At 63.4% G+C, this 17,497-nt stretch carries 15 protein-coding genes and 2 riboswitches; of the genes, 9 read left to right on the forward strand and 6 right to left on the reverse strand.

Going from position 1 to position 17,497, the window contains the following annotated elements; translation table 11 throughout:
• Positions 1–167 precede the first annotated feature (167 nt).
• Positions 168–962, forward strand: coding sequence for a DeoR/GlpR family DNA-binding transcription regulator (locus tag SB822_RS41515; protein ID WP_410857435.1), 795 nt, complete (start codon positions 168–170; stop codon positions 960–962).
• Positions 963–1,416: 454 nt separating this feature from the next.
• Here the strand turns inward: SB822_RS41515 and SB822_RS41520 are convergent, their stop codons facing one another.
• The gene (locus SB822_RS41520) at positions 1,417–1,731 is read right to left on the reverse strand and encodes a hypothetical protein (RefSeq protein WP_410857436.1); all 315 of its coding nucleotides are present in this window, start codon (positions 1,729–1,731) and stop codon (positions 1,417–1,419) included.
• Between the two features lie 74 nt (positions 1,732–1,805).
• Between SB822_RS41520 and SB822_RS41525 the strand changes: the two genes are divergently transcribed.
• Positions 1,806–2,492 carry a response regulator transcription factor gene (locus tag SB822_RS41525; RefSeq protein WP_410857437.1) on the forward strand — a complete coding sequence of 229 codons (687 nt, stop codon included), beginning with the start codon at positions 1,806–1,808 and terminating at the stop codon, positions 2,490–2,492.
• Positions 2,493–2,534: 42 nt separating this feature from the next.
• Here SB822_RS41525 and bluB read toward each other — a convergent pair whose 3' ends face one another.
• The 5 genes from bluB to cobA are packed head-to-tail and all read right to left on the reverse strand — an operon-like array spanning position 2,535 to position 6,274.
• Entirely contained in the window at positions 2,535–3,230 is a 696-nt protein-coding gene (bluB, locus tag SB822_RS41530) for a 5,6-dimethylbenzimidazole synthase (protein ID WP_007744968.1), read from the reverse strand.
• Positions 3,214–4,518: a cobyrinate a,c-diamide synthase gene (locus tag SB822_RS41535; RefSeq protein WP_114222745.1), complete on the reverse strand. Its 1,305-nt coding sequence runs from the start codon at positions 4,516–4,518 to the stop codon at positions 3,214–3,216. The genes bluB and SB822_RS41535 overlap by 17 nt, the downstream gene beginning before the upstream one ends.
• Positions 4,519–4,521: 3 nt before the next feature.
• Complete coding sequence (cobO, locus tag SB822_RS41540) at positions 4,522–5,124, reverse strand: cob(I)yrinic acid a,c-diamide adenosyltransferase (protein WP_007579086.1); 603 nt, start codon at positions 5,122–5,124, stop codon at positions 4,522–4,524.
• Entirely contained in the window at positions 5,121–5,540 is a 420-nt protein-coding gene (locus tag SB822_RS41545) for a cobalamin biosynthesis protein (RefSeq protein ID WP_007579085.1), read from the reverse strand. The genes cobO and SB822_RS41545 overlap by 4 nt, the downstream gene beginning before the upstream one ends.
• On the reverse strand, positions 5,537–6,274 hold the full coding sequence (gene cobA / locus SB822_RS41550; RefSeq protein ID WP_007579084.1) for a uroporphyrinogen-III C-methyltransferase: 738 nt from the start codon (positions 6,272–6,274) through the stop codon (positions 5,537–5,539). The genes SB822_RS41545 and cobA overlap by 4 nt, the downstream gene beginning before the upstream one ends.
• A 146-nt stretch (positions 6,275–6,420) precedes the next feature.
• A riboswitch (cobalamin riboswitch) is annotated at positions 6,421–6,694 on the reverse strand.
• Between the two features lie 291 nt (positions 6,695–6,985).
• Here cobA and SB822_RS41555 point away from each other — a divergent pair.
• The 7 genes from SB822_RS41555 to SB822_RS41585 all read left to right on the forward strand — a co-directional run bounded on the left by SB822_RS41555 (position 6,986) and on the right by SB822_RS41585 (position 17,439).
• Complete coding sequence (locus SB822_RS41555; protein ID WP_410857438.1) at positions 6,986–7,567, forward strand: hypothetical protein; 582 nt, start codon at positions 6,986–6,988, stop codon at positions 7,565–7,567.
• 132 nt (positions 7,568–7,699) lie between these two features.
• Positions 7,700–7,969: riboswitch (cobalamin riboswitch) on the forward strand.
• A 194-nt stretch (positions 7,970–8,163) separates the two neighbouring features.
• A complete protein-coding gene (gene cobW / locus SB822_RS41560) occupies positions 8,164–9,261 on the forward strand; it encodes a cobalamin biosynthesis protein CobW (protein WP_410857439.1) in 1,098 nt (365 codons plus the stop codon).
• Positions 9,262–9,270: 9 nt separating this feature from the next.
• Positions 9,271–13,080, forward strand: a complete 3,810-nt coding sequence (gene cobN, locus SB822_RS41565) for a cobaltochelatase subunit CobN (RefSeq protein WP_410857440.1) — start codon at positions 9,271–9,273, stop codon at positions 13,078–13,080.
• Entirely contained in the window at positions 13,077–14,117 is a 1,041-nt protein-coding gene (locus SB822_RS41570; protein ID WP_410857441.1) for an ATP-binding protein, read from the forward strand. Before cobN ends, SB822_RS41570 begins: the two co-directional genes overlap by 4 nt.
• A 29-nt stretch (positions 14,118–14,146) precedes the next feature.
• Positions 14,147–14,788 (forward strand): vWA domain-containing protein, encoded by a 642-nt coding sequence (locus SB822_RS41575; RefSeq protein ID WP_410857442.1) that lies wholly within the window; start codon positions 14,147–14,149, stop codon positions 14,786–14,788.
• Between the two features lie 553 nt (positions 14,789–15,341).
• Entirely contained in the window at positions 15,342–16,490 is a 1,149-nt protein-coding gene (locus SB822_RS41580) for an ESPR-type extended signal peptide-containing protein (protein ID WP_410857443.1), read from the forward strand.
• Positions 16,420–17,439 (forward strand): OmpA family protein, encoded by a 1,020-nt coding sequence (locus SB822_RS41585; protein WP_410857444.1) that lies wholly within the window; start codon positions 16,420–16,422, stop codon positions 17,437–17,439. The genes SB822_RS41580 and SB822_RS41585 overlap by 71 nt, the downstream gene beginning before the upstream one ends.
• The last annotated feature ends 58 nt before the right edge of the window (positions 17,440–17,497 follow it).

A 17,497-nucleotide genomic window follows, 5' to 3' on the forward strand; every position in this document is an offset into this window, starting at 1 on the left:
GGGAATTAGCTGCTGCGTACTTTGCCGCAAAAATCCCCGAAATGCAACGTTGCCCGACAACTATGCGGTCGCGGGCGGTGAGGATGAATGTGGAATTGCATGGATTCGTATTGGAGCCGGGCGGACAGGTTTGCTAGACTGGCGCCAATTTCCAGATCCCGCCAACGATGTTCGCCACTCACCGACAGAACGAGATCCTGCGGCTCGTCCGCGCGCAACAGACCTGCACGATCACCGATCTGGCCAACACCTTCGCGGTATCCGACGAAACGATCCGGCGCGATCTCAAGCCGCTCGTGGCCGAGGGACTGCTCGTCAAGGTGCATGGCGGCATCATGCTGCCTGCGCAACTGGACGAACCGCCGTTCAGGCGTCGCATGGTGGAACAGCGCGACGCGAAGCGCGCGATCGCAGCGCGCGTCGCGCAACTGATCGGCGATGGCGATTCGCTGATGCTCGACGGCGGCACGACTTGCGTCCACATCGCGCAGGCGCTCGAGTCGCACGCGCGTCTCACGGTCGTGACCAATTCGGCCGAGGTCGCACGGCTGCTCGCGCCGCGCAACGAGAACCGCGTGCTGATGGCGGGCGGCGAGCTGCGCGCGGACGATTCGTCGGCCGTCGGCGAAAGCGCGCTCGCGTTCTTCCGGCAATTCCATGTGCGCCACGCGATCGTGTCGGTGACGGCCATCGACGCGAAAGGGCGCTTCATGGACGCCCAACCCGCCGACGCCGCGCTCGCGCGCGCGGCGTTCTCGCAAGCCGAGCGCCGCATCGTCGCCGCCGATCACACGAAGTTCGGGCATAGCGCGCTGGTGCATGTGTTCGGCGCGGATGGCCTCGACATCCTGGTCACGGATGCGGCGCCGGCAGCGGGACTGTCCAAGGTGCTGGCGGCCGCCGGTGTCGACGTGATCTGCGCGTCGCCCGCTACGGACGATACAAATGAGGAAGTCGTCTAATCGCGAGTTGAAGACTTGCGTCGCCCGCCATGGATGGCGCAGGGCGATGCAAGGCCGCACCGTCCGAAGTGCGGCCCTCGCGAGATTGCTCGCAACCCTAAAGTGCAGTGCGGCAAAAGCCGCTAACCGAATTGAGTGCAGTGCCTTTGACGGCCTATAGCGCATATGGCACCGATAAGTCCGTTATCGGTATCATCGGGCCGATTTAACGAAATGACTGCGTTGCCACATAAAAATGGCAAGATTAATTGACTGATTCAATTCGTTCTAATAATCTTCACCCCGATTTAAATCGAATGCGTCAGCGGCGACGCTTGAATTGTTAAATCGCACGAATACTGGCACGAACTTTTATTCCAATGTGTGGAATAGGACACACAAATCGGGTGTTTATGTTGTAGCGCCTCGTGTATCGGCAGCATGATCTGTCGATCAGCTTTCAGTCGTACGCCAGTCATTTCCAGCCGCAAAAAGAAGTGCCGGGCACGTCCCGCAGGCGCGTGGCGTCATGCTCTTGCACCGTGGCGCTCAATACCGCCCGGCGGGCGATGCGGGCAGCAAAACGCAAGAAAAAAATCCGCTTGTACTGCGCGGTCAAAAGAAGTGGATTGTGCGCCTGTTTAATTGTGGCTGTTCCATTGTCGCAATGAGGTGCACAGGCATTAAAGCAATATCGGGCTATCGAGGTGTTGTCTGGCAATCTGAAGCAATTTGCCGGCATTCGGTGTAGGGCTTGAAGAACAAAGCGTATGTGGATTTGAAATTTCATATTCGCGAGTCGTCATCCCTTCATCGACGATTACCCGGTCGGACGGAAACAACGAATTAGCGTTGCGGGGTTTTATGAGAATTGCAGTTCTGGAGGAGACTCAGGCGCAAGCCGACTTTGTGTGCAGGATCTTGTCGGCTGCGGGACACACATGTCATGCATTCGATGACGGCCGGGCACTCGTCGGACAGTTACGCAGCCAGCCATTCGATCTGCTCGTGCTGGATCGCCATACGCCGGGATTGTCGGGTGACGAGGTGCTGCGCTGGATCCGTCAGAATCTCACGGAGCATTTGCCCGTGCTGTTCATGACCCGCGCGAGCGATGCCGCGCATCGCGACATCGACGCCGACGATCATCTCGTCAAGCCGGTGAGCGCAGCGGCGCTGCTGGCGCGTGTCGGCGTGCTGTTGCGCGGCGCGTTTCATCGCGAGCCCATGGCCGAGAAGGAAGTGTTCGGCGAGTATGAATTCGAGCCGGGTGCGAAGCGCGTGCATGTGCGTGGCAATGCCGTCACGCTGACGCACAAGGAGTTCGAGCTCGCGCTGCTGTTGTTCAAGCATCTGAGCCGGCCGCTGTCGCGCTCGCATATCCTCGACGCGATCTGGAAGCAGGCTGCCGCGATTCCGTCGCGCACGATGGACACGCACGTGTCGATGCTGCGCTCGAAGCTCGGTCTGCGGCCCGAGAACGGTTATCGTCTGATGCCGATTTACGGCTATGGCTACCGGCTTGAACGGATCGAGAAGGGCGACGCCTGAGAAGGCGTCGAAACTGCCGTTTAAAACGGCATTGATGGCGCGCTAGACCGTCTGGCCTGCGCCGCCTTCCGGTTGCGCTTCCTTGCAGGCGGACAGTTCGTCGGGCCACGTGTTTTCGAACACGCACGCGCTGAGCGGCTTGCGCGTCGCCCAGCCTTCCGATTCGAGCATCGGCTCGGGATAGAACCGCTCCACATGCCCGAGGCACAGCAGCGCGACGGGCCGCGCGCCTGGCGGCATGCCGAGCATCGCGCGCACTTCGTCGGCGTCGAACAGCGACACCCAGCCCATGCCGAGACCTTCCGCGCGCGCGGCAAGCCACATGTTCTGGATCGCGCACGCAACCGACGCGAGATCCATCTCCGGCAGTGTGCGCCGTCCGAAGACATGTTTCTCGCGACCGTCCATCAGCGCCATCACCAGAAGCTCGCCGCACTCGAGCATGCCTTCCACCTTGAGCTTCATGAACTCGTCGCGGCGCTTGCCGAGCGCGTCCGCGGTCAACAGCCTTTCGCGGTCGACGGCGGCATGCAGTTGCGTGCGCAGCGCGGGATCGGTGATGCGCCCGATCCGCCACGGCTGCATATAGCCGACGCTCGGCGCGTGATGCGCGGCGTCGATGAGACGCGCCAGCACGGCGGGATCGACGGGCGCGGGCACGAAGTGGCGCATGTCGCGCCGTTCGTAGATCGCGCGGTAAACGGCGGCGCGCTCGGCGTCGTCAAAAGGCTCGGCCATGGAAGAGGGCAGCCGCGAAGGCTGGATTGGACGGCCAGTAGCCGTGCATGTAAGTGGCGACGATCGAACCCCGGCGATAGATCGCTTCGCCGGGTGCGTCGGACTGGGCGCGCGTCGCATGGCCGACGGGGGCGAGCGGCGTGCTCACGCGCGAATAGTGGAACGTGTGGCCCGTCAGCATGCCGTGCACGCCGTCGTCCATCTGCTGCATGCCGAGCGCCGTAAAGCGCGTTTGCATGGCCGCGCTGCCTGGCAGCAGGCCGAGCATCGGCGTGGTGACGCCTTGCGTGTCGGTGACGCTGTCGAGCAGGTAAAGCATGCCGCCGCATTCCGCGACGATGGTTTTGCCGGCTGTCGCATGCGCGCGGATCGATGCCGCAGCGCGCGCGTTGGCCGCAAGCGCGTTTGCGTGCAACTCGGGATAGCCGCCGGGCAGATAGAGCGCGTTTGCATCGTCGGGAACGGCTTCATCTGCGAGCGGCGAGAAATATGTGAGACGCGCGCCGAGCGCTTCGAGCAGTTGCACGTTCGCCGGATAGATGAACGAGAACGCGGCGTCGCGCGCAATCGCGATGCGCATGCCGTCGAGCAGGCGCGGCAACGGCGCTGTGTCGGCCTCGTCTTCGAACGTGACGGCAGGCGGCAACTGCGCGAGCGCGGTCGACGCGAGCGCATCTGCCGCGCGATCGAGGCGCGCATCGAGGTCGTCGATCTCCGCGGCTTGCAGCAGACCGAGATGACGATCGGGCAATTCGATCGCATCGGTGCTCGACAGATGACCGAGCATGGGCAGATCGTGCGGCAACACTTCTTCGAGCATCTGCGCGTGACGCGCCGAGCCAACGCGATTCGCGAACACGCCATGAAACGGCACGTCGTCGCGAAAGCGCGCGAGGCCGAAGGCGATCGCTCCGAAGGTCTGCGCCATCGCCTTCGCAGAAATTACGGCGGCAACGGGCACGTTGAACTTCGCCGCGAGGTCGGCGCTGCTCGGCGTGCCGTCGAACAGACCCATCACGCCTTCGATCAGAATCAGATCCGCTTCGCGCGCGGCCTGCGCGAGCAACGCACGGCACGCGCGTTCGCCGACCATCCACAGGTCGAGCGACAAAACGGGCGCGCCGCTCGCGCGCGCCAGGATCATTGGGTCCAGAAAATCCGGGCCCGTCTTGAACACGCGCACCTCACGCCCCATCCGCCGATGATGCCGCGCAAGCGCGGCCGTGACCGTCGTCTTGCCCTGGCCCGACGCCGGCGCGCTGATGAAGAGAGCGGGGCACGCGGGCATCGTTCAGAACTCCACGCCGCGTTGCGCTTTCACATGCTGCTCGCGGTACGGATGCTTGACGATGCGCATCTCGGTGACGAGATCGGCGGCGTCGATCAGCGCGTCGGGCGCGTGGCGGCCCGTGATGACGACGTGCAGCATCTCAGGCCGCGCGTTCACCACATTGAGCACTTCTTCGAGCGGAAGATATTCGTACTTCAGCACGGTATTCAACTCGTCGAGAATCACCATCTGGTATTCGCCGCTTTCGATCATGCGGCGTGCCTCGTTCCAGCCCTTGCGCGCCGTCGCCATGTCGGCCTCGCGGTCCTGCGTGTTCCAGGTGTAGCCGTCGCCCATCGTGACGAAATCGCAATTCGCCTGCGCGCCGAGAAAATCACGCTCGGACGTATGCAGCGCGCCCTTGATGAACTGCACGACGCCGAGTTTCATGCCGTGGCCGAGCACGCGCACGGCCATGCCGAACGCCGCCGTCGACTTGCCCTTGCCCGTGCCCGTGTTGACGATCAGCAGCCCCTTTTCGACGTTGGCCTGCGCCTGCTTCTTCTCGTGGCCTTCGCGGCGGCGCTGCGTCATGCGTGCATGCGATTCGGGATCGGTCTTCATCGATGTTCCTTGATTCTGGTTGTGTCGGTGGAATGAGGGTGTGCGGCAGCGCACGCGATGGCGACGGTAACGCCGTCTCGCGCCTGTTTGCGCACTAGCAGTTCGCCGCCTTGCGCCGCGAGCAGCGCGCACGGCTCGCAAACGCCGTCGATGCCGAGATGCGCGCGCACGTGCGGCGATGTGTCGATCGGTGTATCGAGCGCGGCGATCGCTGCGCGCGTGAAGGTTCGCAGCGGCAGCGCATGCCGTGCGCAGAATACGACGAGTCCCGGCTCATCGGCTTTCGTATCGATCGAGGCAACCGCGATCAGTGCCGAAAACGGCAGCGCGCCACCAAGCGCGTCGCGCACGGCGGCTTCGATCTGTTCGGCCGATACGCCGCGCCGGCAACCGATGCCCGCGATCAGCGCCGTCATGGCTTGAGCATGGCATCGACGGGCGCAGCCAGCGACGCGACGCCGCCGATCACGACAATCGACGGCGAACCGAGCTGCGCTTGCGCGACGCGTTGCACGAACTCGCTCAACGTCGCGCGGACATGGCGTTGCTCGGGGCGCGTGGCCGATTCGATCGCGGCGCAAGGCGTGTCGGGCGGCATGTCGGCGCGCAGCAGCGCGTCGACGATTTCGTTGAGCCGCCGCATGCCCATGTAAATGACGAGCGTCATGTGCGTGGCGGCGAGCGCGCGCCAGTCCGCTTCATGCTCGCCCGCGCCGTGGCCGGTGACGAAGATCACGCCCTGCGCGTGATCGCGATGTGTGACGGGAATGCCGATCGCAGCGGGCGCGGCGATGCCCGCCGTGATTCCGCTGATGATTTCGACATGGATGCCCGCGGCCTGCAACGCCTGTTGCTCTTCGCCGCCGCGGCCGAACACGAACGGGTCGCCGCCTTTGAGCCGCGCGACGCTGCGGCCCGCGCGCAGATGATCGAGCATCATCGCGACGATTTCGGGTTGCGGTGTGGATTGCTGCCCGCCGCGCTTGCCGACGTGGACGATCTGCGCGTCGTCGCGCGCGAATTGCAGGACCTCGGGATTGACGAGATCGTCGACCAGCACGACGTCGGCCAGCGCGAGCGTGCGCGCGGCTTTGAGCGTCAGCAGTTCGACGTCGCCGGGGCCGGCGCCGATCAGCCAGGCGCGGCTCATGGCAAGGAGAGCGCCGCTACACGGGCGGGCGCTTGTGTGTGACAGGTCATGCGATGTTGCGTGTGACGCGCGACGGCTGCTTGAGCCGGCGCCGCGCGTGGGCGCTGGTATCCGTTTCCCGCGGTTCCAGCGAATGGCGATCAGGTTCTCGCCCCCTTGCACCTGGCCGGTATCCGGGCTGACGGCTCATCGCGTTCGCCTTCCCACCTGCGGATTGCAGGCAGTGGCCTTGAACGCACTGCGCGGAACATGCTTCATTCCGCTCGCCGCGTGACCGTTGCGGGGACAGCACAGGCCAGGCGGCTTCATGTTTCGCGTGGTTCGCTCGTGTTGCGACCGCAATGTGAAGGCGCTTCCCTGTTTCCCGTTTAACCCCGCCAGCCGTCGAGCCGGCGGGGCACCAGATGCGCCAATACGATAGCACACCGGCCCCTGAGGGCGGGCGGCGCGGGGTTTTCCGGCGTGCCTGCCCGATGGTGGTTCTCGCCGTGTTTCGACAAACTCGAAAACTGTTTTCAAGCAGTATTGGTGGTAAAGCCCAAGGGTGGTCATTTATAGTGGCCGGAAGTGAGACGTCAGTTTTTTCCGGTGTTAAATATCGGATAACTAACAAAATTTCACCTCAATTCGGATTGGTGGTGTGGGTCGCCGCCTTTTTTCGACTGCGTCTGCCCATGAACAGGCAGATTAACCTTTAGGGAGAACATTAAAATGAAATTGGCAACGATCGCGTCGGTCATGCTGGCAGCCGCGCTGGCGGCGACCTCGGTGCAGGCAGCGGACTCGCTCGCCAAGGCTGCGGATACGCTCGTGGAAGCTGCGCCGCCCATCCACCTGAAGGCGCGCATCATCGCGATCGACGCCGGTGCTCGCACGGTCACGCTGAAGGGCGAAGACGGCATCGAGGTCACGATGCAGGTGGATGGAAAGATGGCCGGGTTCGACAAACTGCGCGTAGGCGATAAGGTCGATGTGCTGTACAAGAATGCACTGCTCGTGCAGGCCGAAAAAATGGACCCCGCCGGCAAGGGCATCCGTGAGCGCGTCGATGCTCAGGTGACCCTGAAAGGCCCGGACGGCCGGGATTCGGTGCATCAGGTCGAAACGCTGTCCACCGTGCAGAAGATCGACCCGGCCAAACGCCTGCTCACGCTGCGCGGCGTCTACGAGACGCAGATCATCAGGGTAACGCCGGATTTCGACCTGAAGGACCTGCACGTTGGCGATACGATCCACGCGGTTTTCGTCTCGGCGACGGCTATCGAAGTCACGCCGCAAGGCGCTGTGCACTGAGTTGCGCATGTCCACGGCTGTCGCAGGGCGGCAGCCGGTGGACTTCCCCTTTCGCGAACCCCACGCAATGAGCGACGGCATGAGGCACGCCTCATGCCGTCGTCTCTCCTTGACGCTACCTGCCGGCGGGCCTAAACTCGCACGCACTCTGGTGCTCGCGCGCGCACTCTGCGCGCGCAGTTAAACGGGAAATAGCAGGCTGTGCGCACAGGCGCCGGCCAAACTATGCTGCTCCCCGCAACGGTAGGTGAAGGCATCGCGCAGACGATGCAGAGCCGGCCTCGCTGCATGTGCGTCCAATAGCGGCCCATGCAGACAATCCACTGCGCGAAAACGCTCGCGCGGGAAGGAGAGGCGGCGCTTTCATCAGCCCGGATACCGGCCCGAGAAAACGACGCCATGCTGCGGGGATGCGGCACTGCGTTCACGATTCCTCATGCGTCGCAGCGCGGTTTCGCGCCCGGATCGATCGGGCTGCGAAGCCCATGCGGCGCCGTTTTCGTCCCCGTGTATCACTTATGACCTTGCATCGCTTGCCGTAAGGACGGCGCGCGACTTCGAGGTCACTCGAACGCATTTCGAGCTACGGAGCCACCATGCAGACACAGATGCGCAAGATTCCGGTGACGATCGTCACGGGTTTTCTCGGCAGCGGCAAAACGACGTTGATGCGTCACATTCTTCAGCACGCGGGCGGCTTGCGCATCGCGGTGATCGTCAACGAGTTCGGCGAGCTTGGCATCGACGGCGAGATTCTCAAGGGCTGCGGCATCGGTTGCGATGAAAACGGCAACGAGACGGAAGGACAGTTGTACGAGCTTGCCAACGGCTGCCTGTGCTGCACCGTGCAGGAAGAGTTCTTCCCCGTGATGGAACAGCTCGTGGAGCGGCGCGGCCAGATCGATCACGTGCTGATCGAAACGTCGGGCCTCGCGCTGCCGAAGCCGCTCGTGCAGGCCTTCAACTGGCCGTCGATCAAGAACAGCTTCACCGTCGATGCCGTCGTGACGGTGGTCGACGGCCCGGCCGTCGCGAGCGGTCAGTTCGCCGAAGACCCCATTGCCGTCGATCAGCTGCGCAAGGCCGATCCGAATCTCGACCACGAATCGCCGCTGCATGAGCTGTTCGAAGACCAGTTGTCGGCCGCCGATCTCGTGATCCTCAACAAGACCGATCTGCTCGACGAAGCGCAGCAGACGAGCGTCGAAGCCGTCATTCGCGGAGAGATTCCGCCGCAGGTCAAGGTGGTGCGCGCGCACATGGGGCAGCTCGATCTGCATGCGCTGCTCGGGCTTGAATCCGCTTCGGAAGAAACGATTCATCTGCGTCACGACCATCACGGCTCCGCGGATGATCCCGAACATGCCGATCATCATCACGACGAGTTCGACTCCGTGGTCGTGTCGGCGCGCGCGCCGTCGCGCGAGGCTATGATCGCGGCGTTGCAGCGGGTCGTCGAAGGCCACACGATCTATCGCGTGAAAGGCTTTGCCGCCTTGCAGGGTGCGCCGATGCGTCTCGTGATTCAAGGCGTGGGCCGGCGCTTCGACAGCTATTTCGACCGGCGCTGGCAGGCGGGCGAACTCGATGCGTCGTCGCTGAGCCGCTTCGTGCTGATCGGCGAAGACCTCGACCAGCCTGTGCTGCAACGCGCGCTCGACGAAGCGCTGAGCGCTCAGGAACAACAGGTCTAAGGCACCAAGATGCATTTGCTGCGCACCGTCCCCGGCGGCTTCGTCGACGATACGAAGGGCGTCATCCGTATCGACCAGAAGCCCGCCGATATCGTGATTCTCAGTTCCGCCGACACGACGCTGTCGCTGCTCGCGAGCGTCGTGCCGCGTCTGGGCGACGGTTTTCCGAGCGTGCGCCTGGCGAATGTCACGTATCTGCGGCAGCCGGCTTCGGTGGACTTCTATCTCGACGATGTGTTGCAGCATGCACGCGTCGTCGTCGTCGATCACCTGGGCGGCGAGGCGTACTGGCCGTATGGGATCGAACAGGTCGTCGCGCTGGCGCAGCGTAAGCAGCAGACGCTCGCGATGTTTTCCGGCGACTTGCAGGAAGACCCGAACCTGCTCGCGCGCAGCACGGCTGACGCGGACCTGTGCCATCAGTTGTGGCGCTATCTGCGCGAGGGCGGCGCGCATAACGCCGAATCGTTCATGCGCTGCATTGCGTGGCGCGGGTTCGGCTGGGGCAAGGAGCCGGCGCCGCCGAGTCCGTTGCCGGCCGCCGCGCTGTATCACCCCGCACGCGACATGGCGACCATCGACGACTGGCAGGCACGCTGGAAGCCCGATGCGCCCGTGGTCGCGATTCTGTTCTACAAGGCGCATTTGCAGGCGGCCAATACGGCCGTATTCGATGCGCTGATCGATGCGCTCGAAGCGCGCGGGATGAATCCGTTGCCCGTCGCGATCACATCGTTGAAAGACGCGATCAGCCGCGATGTCGTGCAGCAACTCGCCGCGCAGCATCGCATCGCGCTCGTGCTGAACACGACGGCATTCGCTGCTTCCGCCATCGACGATCCCGAGCCGCTCGCGCTGGCGGGCGACGCGCCCGTGATGCAGGTGATCCTGAGCGGCGGCAATCGCGAAGACTGGGTGAACGACAATCACGGCCTCAATTCGCGCGACATCGCGATGCACGTCGCGCTGCCGGAAGTGGATGGCCGCATCATCACGCGCGCGATCAGTTTCAAGGGGCTCGCGTATCGCTGCCCGCATACGGAAGTGGACGTGGTCCGCTATCAGCCGGATCACGAGCGCGTTGCGTTTGTCGCGGAGTTGAGCGAGCGCTGGTGCAGGTTGCGCATCAAGGAGAATGCGGACAAGAAGCTCGCGCTGATCCTCGCAAACTATCCGATGAGCGAAGGGCGCATCGGCAATGGCGTCGGACTCGATACGCCTGCGTCCGTGGTGAACATTCTGACGATGCTGCGCGACGAGGGCTATCGTATCGACGATGTACCCTCGGATGGCGATGCGTTGATGAATGCTTTGACGCAAGGCGTGACCAACGATCCCGTCGTCCGCGATCTGCGGCCCGCTTTGCAAAGCCTTGCGTTGAGCGATTACATGACGCACTTCGCGCGTCTGCCACAGTCCATGCGCGACGCTTTGAATGCGAAGTGGGGCACGCCAGAGCAAGATCCTACTTTGCGGCGCGGTCGCTTCATGATCGCGGGCTGGCGATGCGGGCATGTGTTCATCGGCATTCAGCCGCCGCGTTCTCGCGAACAGAACGACTACGCGAGCTATCACGATGCCGAACTCGTGCCGCCGCATGCGTATCTCGCGTTCTATTTCTGGCTGCGTCATCAGTTCAATATCGATGCCGTCGTGCATGTCGGCAAGCACGGCAATCTCGAATGGCTGCCCGGCAAGAGTGTGGCGCTGAGCGATGCATGCTGGCCCGATGCGATACTCGGGCCGTTGCCGCATCTGTATCCGTTCATCGTCAACGATCCGGGCGAGGGCAGCCAGGCAAAGCGGCGCGCGCAAGCTGTGATTATCGATCATCTGATGCCGCCGCTCACGCGCGCGGAAAACTATGGGCCTTTGCAGGACCTCGAACGTCAGGTCGATGAATACTACGACGCGTTGATGGTCGATCCACGGCGCGCGAAGCTGTTGCGTCGGACTATTCTCGACACGATCGTCACGCATCGGCTGCATGAAGAGTTGAGTCTAGAAGCACCTGTTGATAGCGATGCGGAAGACTCGTTGTTGACGCGCGTCGATGCATGGCTGTGCGAGCTGAAAGAAGCGCAGATTCGCGACGGCTTGCACACCTTCGGGCAATCGCCGGAGGGCACGCAGCGGCGCGATACGTTGCTCGCGCTTGGGCGCTTTCCGGTTGGCGATGGACACGGCGCAAAGGCGGGCATTATCGATGCGCTGGCGCGTGATCTTGGTGTGGATCATCTGTTCGATCCGTTATCGGCGGATTGGTCGGCTGAGTGGAACGGCCCACGTCCTGCTCTGTTGCAACACGTCAGCGACGCGCCGTGGCGTCATAGCGGCGATACGCGCGAAAGGCTCGAACTGCTCGCGGCGTCCTTGCTCGATGATATGTGCGGGATGTCGCCAGGCGCTACGCCCGCCGCAATCGCGACCGTAAGTGAACTGCCACAAGCGGCGCGCGTGCTCGAACGATTGCGCGACGATATCCTGCCGCGTCTCGACGCATGCGGCCCACACGAACTGATGCACCTGAAGCGCGGACTCGAAGGGCGCTTCGTCCCGCCCGGCCCGAGCGGCTCGCCGTCGCGCGGACGTCCCGACGTGCTGCCTACGGGCCGCAACTTCTATTCCGTCGATACCCGCGCCATTCCGACGCAAGCCGCGTGGTCGCTGGGACTCAAATCCGCGCAGACGCTGATCGAGCGGCACTTGCAGGAGCATGGCGATTATCCGCGCGCGATTGGCCTCTCCGTGTGGGGCACGGCGACGATGCGCACGGGCGGCGACGATATCGCGCAGGCGCTCGCGCTGCTCGGCGTGCGGCCAAAGTGGGCGCCGGGCAGTCATCGCGTGACGGACTTCGAAATCATGCCGATTGCCGCGTTCGATCGTCCGCGTATCGATGTTACGTTGCGCGTGTCGGGTTTCTTCCGCGATGCGTTTGCGAACGTGATGCATCTGTTCGATGCGGCCGTGCAGGCCGTTGCCGAACTCGACGAGTCCGAAGACGTCAATCCCATCCGCGCGCGCGTGCTGCGCGAGCGCGATGCGTGGATCGCGCGCGGCGTCGCGCCCGACGAAGCGCGCAGGCGTGCGGGCTTTCGCGTGTTCAGCGCGCGTCCGGGCGCCTATGGCGCAGGTTTGCAGCAGATGATCGACACGCGGCAATGGCAAACGGATGCCGATCTCGCGGACGCGTATCTCTCGTGGGGCGGCTATGCGTACACGCAGAAAAGCGCCGGCGAAGAGGCGCGGCACGCATTCGGCACGCGGCTCGCCGCGATGGATGTGGTGTTGCAGAACCAGGACAACCGCGAGCACGACGTGCTCGACTCGAACGATTACTACCAGTTTCAAGGCGGCATGACGGCGGCCGTGCGGCATCTCGCGGGCAGTCAGCCGCATGTGTATCACGCCGATCACAGCAACCCGGACACACCGCGCGTGCGCACGCTGCACGAAGAGATCGCGCGCGTGATCCGTTCGCGCGTGGTGAATCCGAAGTGGCTGGATGGCGTGAAGCGTCACGGATATAAAGGCGCGGCGGAAATCGCGGCAACTGTCGATTATCTTTACGGCTACGACGCGACGACGCGCGTGGTCGCCGATCATCAATACGCGCTCGTCGCCGATGCGTATCTGAACGACGCCGATACGCGCGAGTTCATGCGCAAGCACAATCCGCATGCGCTGCATGGTGTTTGCGAGCGGCTGCTCGAAGCGATGCAGCGCGGGCTATGGCAACAACCGGGCGAGTATCGCGCGCAGGTCGAACAGCATCTGCTGGATAGCGAACAGCACATCGAAGGATCACGATCATGAGCGAAGCCAGCGCGCGGCGGGCGGCCTTTCCGTTTTCTGCGTTGATCGGCCAGGCGCCGCTTCAACAGGCGCTGTTGCTGGCTGCTGTCGATCCCGGCATTGGCGGCGTGCTGGTCAGCGGGCCGCGCGGGACGGCGAAATCGACGGCGGCGCGTGCGTTGGCCGAGTTGTTGCCCGAAGGCCAGTTCGTGACGCTGCCGCTCGGCGCGAGCGAAGATCGTTTGATCGGCACGCTCGATATCGAATCGGCGTTGCGCGATGCATCGGTGCGCTTTTCGCCGGGGCTGCTGGCGAAGGCGCATCGCGGCGTGCTGTATGTCGATGAAGTGAACCTGTTGCCCGATGGGCTCGTCGATGCGCTGCTCGATGCGGCGGCGAGCGGTGTGAACACGGTCGAGCGCGACAGCGTTTCACATACGCACGATGCGAGCTTCGTGCTGATCGGCACGATGAACCCGGAAGAGGGTGAACTGCGTCCGCAACTGACGGATCGGTTTGGGTTGATGGTCGAGCTGGAAAACTGCTACGAGCCGCAGATACGTCAGGCGATCGTCAAGGCGCGGCTTGCGTTCGATCTCGATTCTCGTGGCTTTCGCGCGGGATACGAGGCGCAGCAGGACGCACACGCCGCGAGGCTTCGCGATGCGCGTGCGGCTTTGGCGCGTTTGTCGTTCTACGATGCCGTGCTCGCGCATGTCAGCACGCTGTGCATTGCGGCCGGCGTCGATGGTATGCGCGCCGATCTCGTGATGCTGCGCGCGGCGCGTGCGCTGGCCGCTTTGGAACGGGCCGATGCGGTGACGATCGCGCATGTCGACCGTGTGGCTGAATCGGTGCTGTTGCATCGGCGTCGCCACGATGAGCCCGGCTCGCAGCAGCAGGACGGTTCGTCTGCACCGTCGTCTTCCTCTGCGCAGCATGCTTCAACCGATACCGCGAGTGCTTCCGCAGAAGCCGACTACGGTTATCTTCCCCCAGAACCGACGGGCTTGACGCGCGTGAAGGGCGTCATTCCACTCAACGCAAAAAAACGCTAAGCCATCGAAAGAGCGCGGCCGCGCGCGCGATGCGCAGCGGTTTTCGATGGCGGCAAGGCGCGGGCGATGCAACGCGAGGCGGTTCGGCCGGCGCGCGACGCATTGCATGGCCGCGCACGCTCGCGGCGAAACGCAATGCGCGATTGCGCAGCGAACATCTGCGTTTCGTCCATGAAGAAGCACGCGGCGGCGTGCTGCATTGCTTCGTGCTCGATTGCTCCCATTCGATGCTATCCGGCCAACGGTTGGCGCTCGCCAAAGGGCTGCTCGTCGCGCTGTTCGATCAGGCGCGCGCGACGCGCTCGGAGGTGGCGCTGGTGTGTTTTGGCGGAGTTGGGGCGGATGTGCGTTTCGGCCCGGCTGTGCCGCACTGGTGGAACGAACGGTGGCTCGCGTCGGTCGGCGGCGGTGGCGGCACGCCTTTCGTGCTGGGTATCGAAACGGCGTCTGCGTTGCTTGAACGGGCGGCGCGCAAGCATCCGGCACAGCAACGCTGTCTATGGATTTTCACGGATGGCCGCAGCAGCGGCTCGCCCATGCGGCCAGCGGCGGCCGATCGTGTCCAGTTCGTCGACTTCGAGCATGACAGCGGGGTGCGAACGGGGCGTTGCGCGCGGCTTGCCGAAGCGTGGGGCGGCGAGTGCATCAGGCCGCACGAGTTGCTCGGCTAGATATGCGGTACGGCCGCGCGTCGGCATTCCTGATTTTCTTCCTCCCAATCTGAAGCTTGCCTGCGTGCGGTCCGATTGACCGCCGAGACAACGCGATCGTCTCGTAGTACTTGTTTCCCATCTGGTATTTCACTGTCGAATGGCTGCGCGCTGTTTTGATTAGGAATACATATTCTAAAGATGACATTGTAAGAATTGCGAAGGACAACGCCTACGTTGCATAGAAATTTGTAGGATCGTATGTGGGCGTTTTTCGAAATCCTCCTTCGAATGTTCCTATTGGGATTGGTCCTATTTCCGTCGATTAACCATCTCCCATACCGTTCATGACCTGAGAATTGATCGCCCTCAATTGATTGGAAATTCAATCAGTCGGGTCGCGCTGTTCTCACTTGTTGCGCGATGGATACGAACGCGGCGCGGGTTTGTCCTCTGTCGTAGTCGAAAGACGGTGACGGACGGATTTTCCGTCGATGTAACAAGGTCCGGTTTCGAACCCCATACGGTTGCCGGGGAGCCTCAGGAAATATCTTTAATAAAATAAGGAATACGAATGAATAAGACGTACCGGTCAGTATGGAACGAATCGACGGGAACGTGGGTTGCGGTGCAGGAGAACGCGACAGGTAAAAAGAAAAAGGCGCGATCGATTCTGGCAGGGAGCGCCGGCTTTGTCGTGGCAACCACAGGGATCGTGGGCGTTGGCGGGCTGGGAGCGACGTCTGCGCAGGCGGGCCAGGTTTGCGCGACGGGTTGGGACACCAAGTCGACGACTAGCATTTCGGGCTATACGGGAACGTCGGTGCTGACGACCTGCGGCGCCGCGGCGAACAACATCCTTGCTAGCGGCCACGACATGACCATCATGGAAGCGCAGGGAACGGCTTTCTGGGTGGACGGGTCGAACCAGACCCTCAATCTGCGTGCGGGCGGCACAAACGGCAAGCTCGTTCAACTGACGACGGACGCCCGCCTCACAGGCCTTTCCGCTGGCATCAACGGTTCGGACGCCGTGACTGTTTCCCAGTTGAACTCCGCAATTGGAAGTGGCAGCACCAAGTATTTCCACGCCAATTCGACGCAAACCGATTCCCAGGCATCGGGCTCGGAGAGTATTGCAGTTGGCGCGGCGGCCGTATCTTCGGGTGGCGCGTCAATTGCACAGGGCGCCATGGCGAGCGCAGCGGGCAATAATTCGGTCGCGCTTGGCGCAGGTGCGAGCGCAACTGGTCCGAAATCGGTTGCGCTGGGATCGGGTTCCGTCGCGAACTCGTCCACGCTTGGATCGGCCGGCTTCAACGCAGGCAACGCCGCTTTGTCCGCGGGAACCGCGAGCGGCGAACTGTCGATCGGCGGCGTCGGATCGGAGCGTCGGATCACCAACGTGGCGGCCGGCTATAGCGCAACGGATGCGGTGAACGTCAGCCAGCTGATGTCGGAAGATGCGAAGGTGAACAGCGTTTCGAACAACGTGTCGATCCTGAGCAACACCGTCAACAACATTGGCGGCAACATCACCAACATCAACAACCAGGTGACGAACCGCGCGCTTCACGTTTGCTGCGACGCTCGCCGCTGCGCTGGCAGCCCCTGCGTTCGCGGCCAGCATCAACAGCCAGGCCGAGGCGCTCATGCCTGCCGCGCAGAAGATCGCAGATCCCTACCGTCGAGGTGTGGCGGAAGGCTTCCTCGAAATCGCTGAGCGTCAGGACAGCCACGTGCTCGTTTCGCGCGTCCATAACAATGCCGCGCAACGGGCATTGGGCAACGCGCGCTACCTGATCGACCAGAGCGTGCCGTGGGAGCCGCTATACACGGCAAAGAACTGGCCCACACGCGACAAGTGGGTGCAGGCGATCCGCGCGATCGAAGCAACCAACGCGCGGGTGTCGGCATCGACGTGCAAGGGCGAGTCGGCGGGCCGTTTGCTTGCCCTCACCGACGAAGTCTGGAAGGAGCAGGACGAAACGCACGGCACGCGCTGGGTGCACGGCTGGGAAGAGATCGAGCGCGCGCAGAAGCTGAGCGTGCAGGTGAATCAGGAGCTCGATCACTGTGCGCCTCCGCCGCCTCCGCCACCGCCGCCTGTCGTCGAGGCCGCCACGCCGATCTCGTTGTCCGCCGACGCGCTGTTCGATTTCGACAGCGCGAAGCTCAAGGCGGATGGCACCACCGCGATCGACGCGCTCGCAACGGATCTGAAGCGCGCGCAATCGATCGATGTCGTCACGGTGATCGGCTACACGGACCGCTTCGGCTCGGTCGCGCACAACCGCGACCTGTCGCGGCGTCGTGCGCAGGCTGTAGCGGACGCGCTGAAGGAACGCGGGCTGAACCCCGCGCGCTTCGACGTGCGCGGTGCGGGATCGACTGCGCCGATCGCAACCTGCCCGGGACGGAAGTCCGCTGCTGTGATCGCGTGTCTGGCGCCGAATCGACGCGTCGAGATTCGCGTGAGCGGGCAGTCTGTTTCAGCAGGGCCGGCTGCTCCCGCCGCTCCCGCCGCGCCGCAGTCACCACGGCCGCAGCAGATGAAACAGGAGCAAGCGCAGCCGCAAGCGCAACAGCTCCAGTTGCAGCAGCTGCAACAGCCGCCGCAGCGACAACAGTGGCAGATGCCGCAATCGCTGCAAAAAGCACCCGCGCAGTAATAGCGCTCACGCGGGCCGCCGACGTCGAGGCGGCCCACAAGCCAAACGGCCCGGTCAC

The sequence above is a fragment of the Paraburkholderia sp. SIMBA_054 genome (assembly GCF_046534875.1).
Classification (GTDB): domain Bacteria; phylum Pseudomonadota; class Gammaproteobacteria; order Burkholderiales; family Burkholderiaceae; genus Paraburkholderia; species Paraburkholderia hospita.

Bases quoted from the DNA above. Each gene is read 5' to 3' on its own strand.
- SB822_RS41525 (WP_410857437.1), top strand. From the start codon at position 1,806: ATGAGAATTGCAGTTCTGGAGGAGACTCAGGCGCAAGCCGACTTTGTG.
- SB822_RS41585 (WP_410857444.1), top strand. From the start codon at position 16,420: ATGCCTGCCGCGCAGAAGATCGCAGATCCCTACCGTCGAGGTGTGGCG.
- SB822_RS41555 (WP_410857438.1), top strand. From the start codon at position 6,986: ATGAAATTGGCAACGATCGCGTCGGTCATGCTGGCAGCCGCGCTGGCG.
- SB822_RS41575 (WP_410857442.1), top strand. From the start codon at position 14,147: ATGCGCAGCGGTTTTCGATGGCGGCAAGGCGCGGGCGATGCAACGCGA.
- cobA (WP_007579084.1), bottom strand. From the start codon at position 6,274: ATGAGCCGCGCCTGGCTGATCGGCGCCGGCCCCGGCGACGTCGAACTG.
- SB822_RS41535 (WP_114222745.1), bottom strand. From the start codon at position 4,518: ATGCCCGCGTGCCCCGCTCTCTTCATCAGCGCGCCGGCGTCGGGCCAG.
- SB822_RS41570 (WP_410857441.1), top strand. From the start codon at position 13,077: ATGAGCGAAGCCAGCGCGCGGCGGGCGGCCTTTCCGTTTTCTGCGTTG.
- SB822_RS41520 (WP_410857436.1), bottom strand. From the start codon at position 1,731: ATGAAATTTCAAATCCACATACGCTTTGTTCTTCAAGCCCTACACCGA.
- SB822_RS41545 (WP_007579085.1), bottom strand. From the start codon at position 5,540: ATGACGGCGCTGATCGCGGGCATCGGTTGCCGGCGCGGCGTATCGGCC.
- SB822_RS41580 (WP_410857443.1), top strand. From the start codon at position 15,342: ATGAATAAGACGTACCGGTCAGTATGGAACGAATCGACGGGAACGTGG.
- cobW (WP_410857439.1), top strand. From the start codon at position 8,164: ATGCAGACACAGATGCGCAAGATTCCGGTGACGATCGTCACGGGTTTT.
- bluB (WP_007744968.1), bottom strand. From the start codon at position 3,230: ATGGCCGAGCCTTTTGACGACGCCGAGCGCGCCGCCGTTTACCGCGCG.
- cobO (WP_007579086.1), bottom strand. From the start codon at position 5,124: ATGAAGACCGATCCCGAATCGCATGCACGCATGACGCAGCGCCGCCGC.
- cobN (WP_410857440.1), top strand. From the start codon at position 9,271: ATGCATTTGCTGCGCACCGTCCCCGGCGGCTTCGTCGACGATACGAAG.
- SB822_RS41515 (WP_410857435.1), top strand. From the start codon at position 168: ATGTTCGCCACTCACCGACAGAACGAGATCCTGCGGCTCGTCCGCGCG.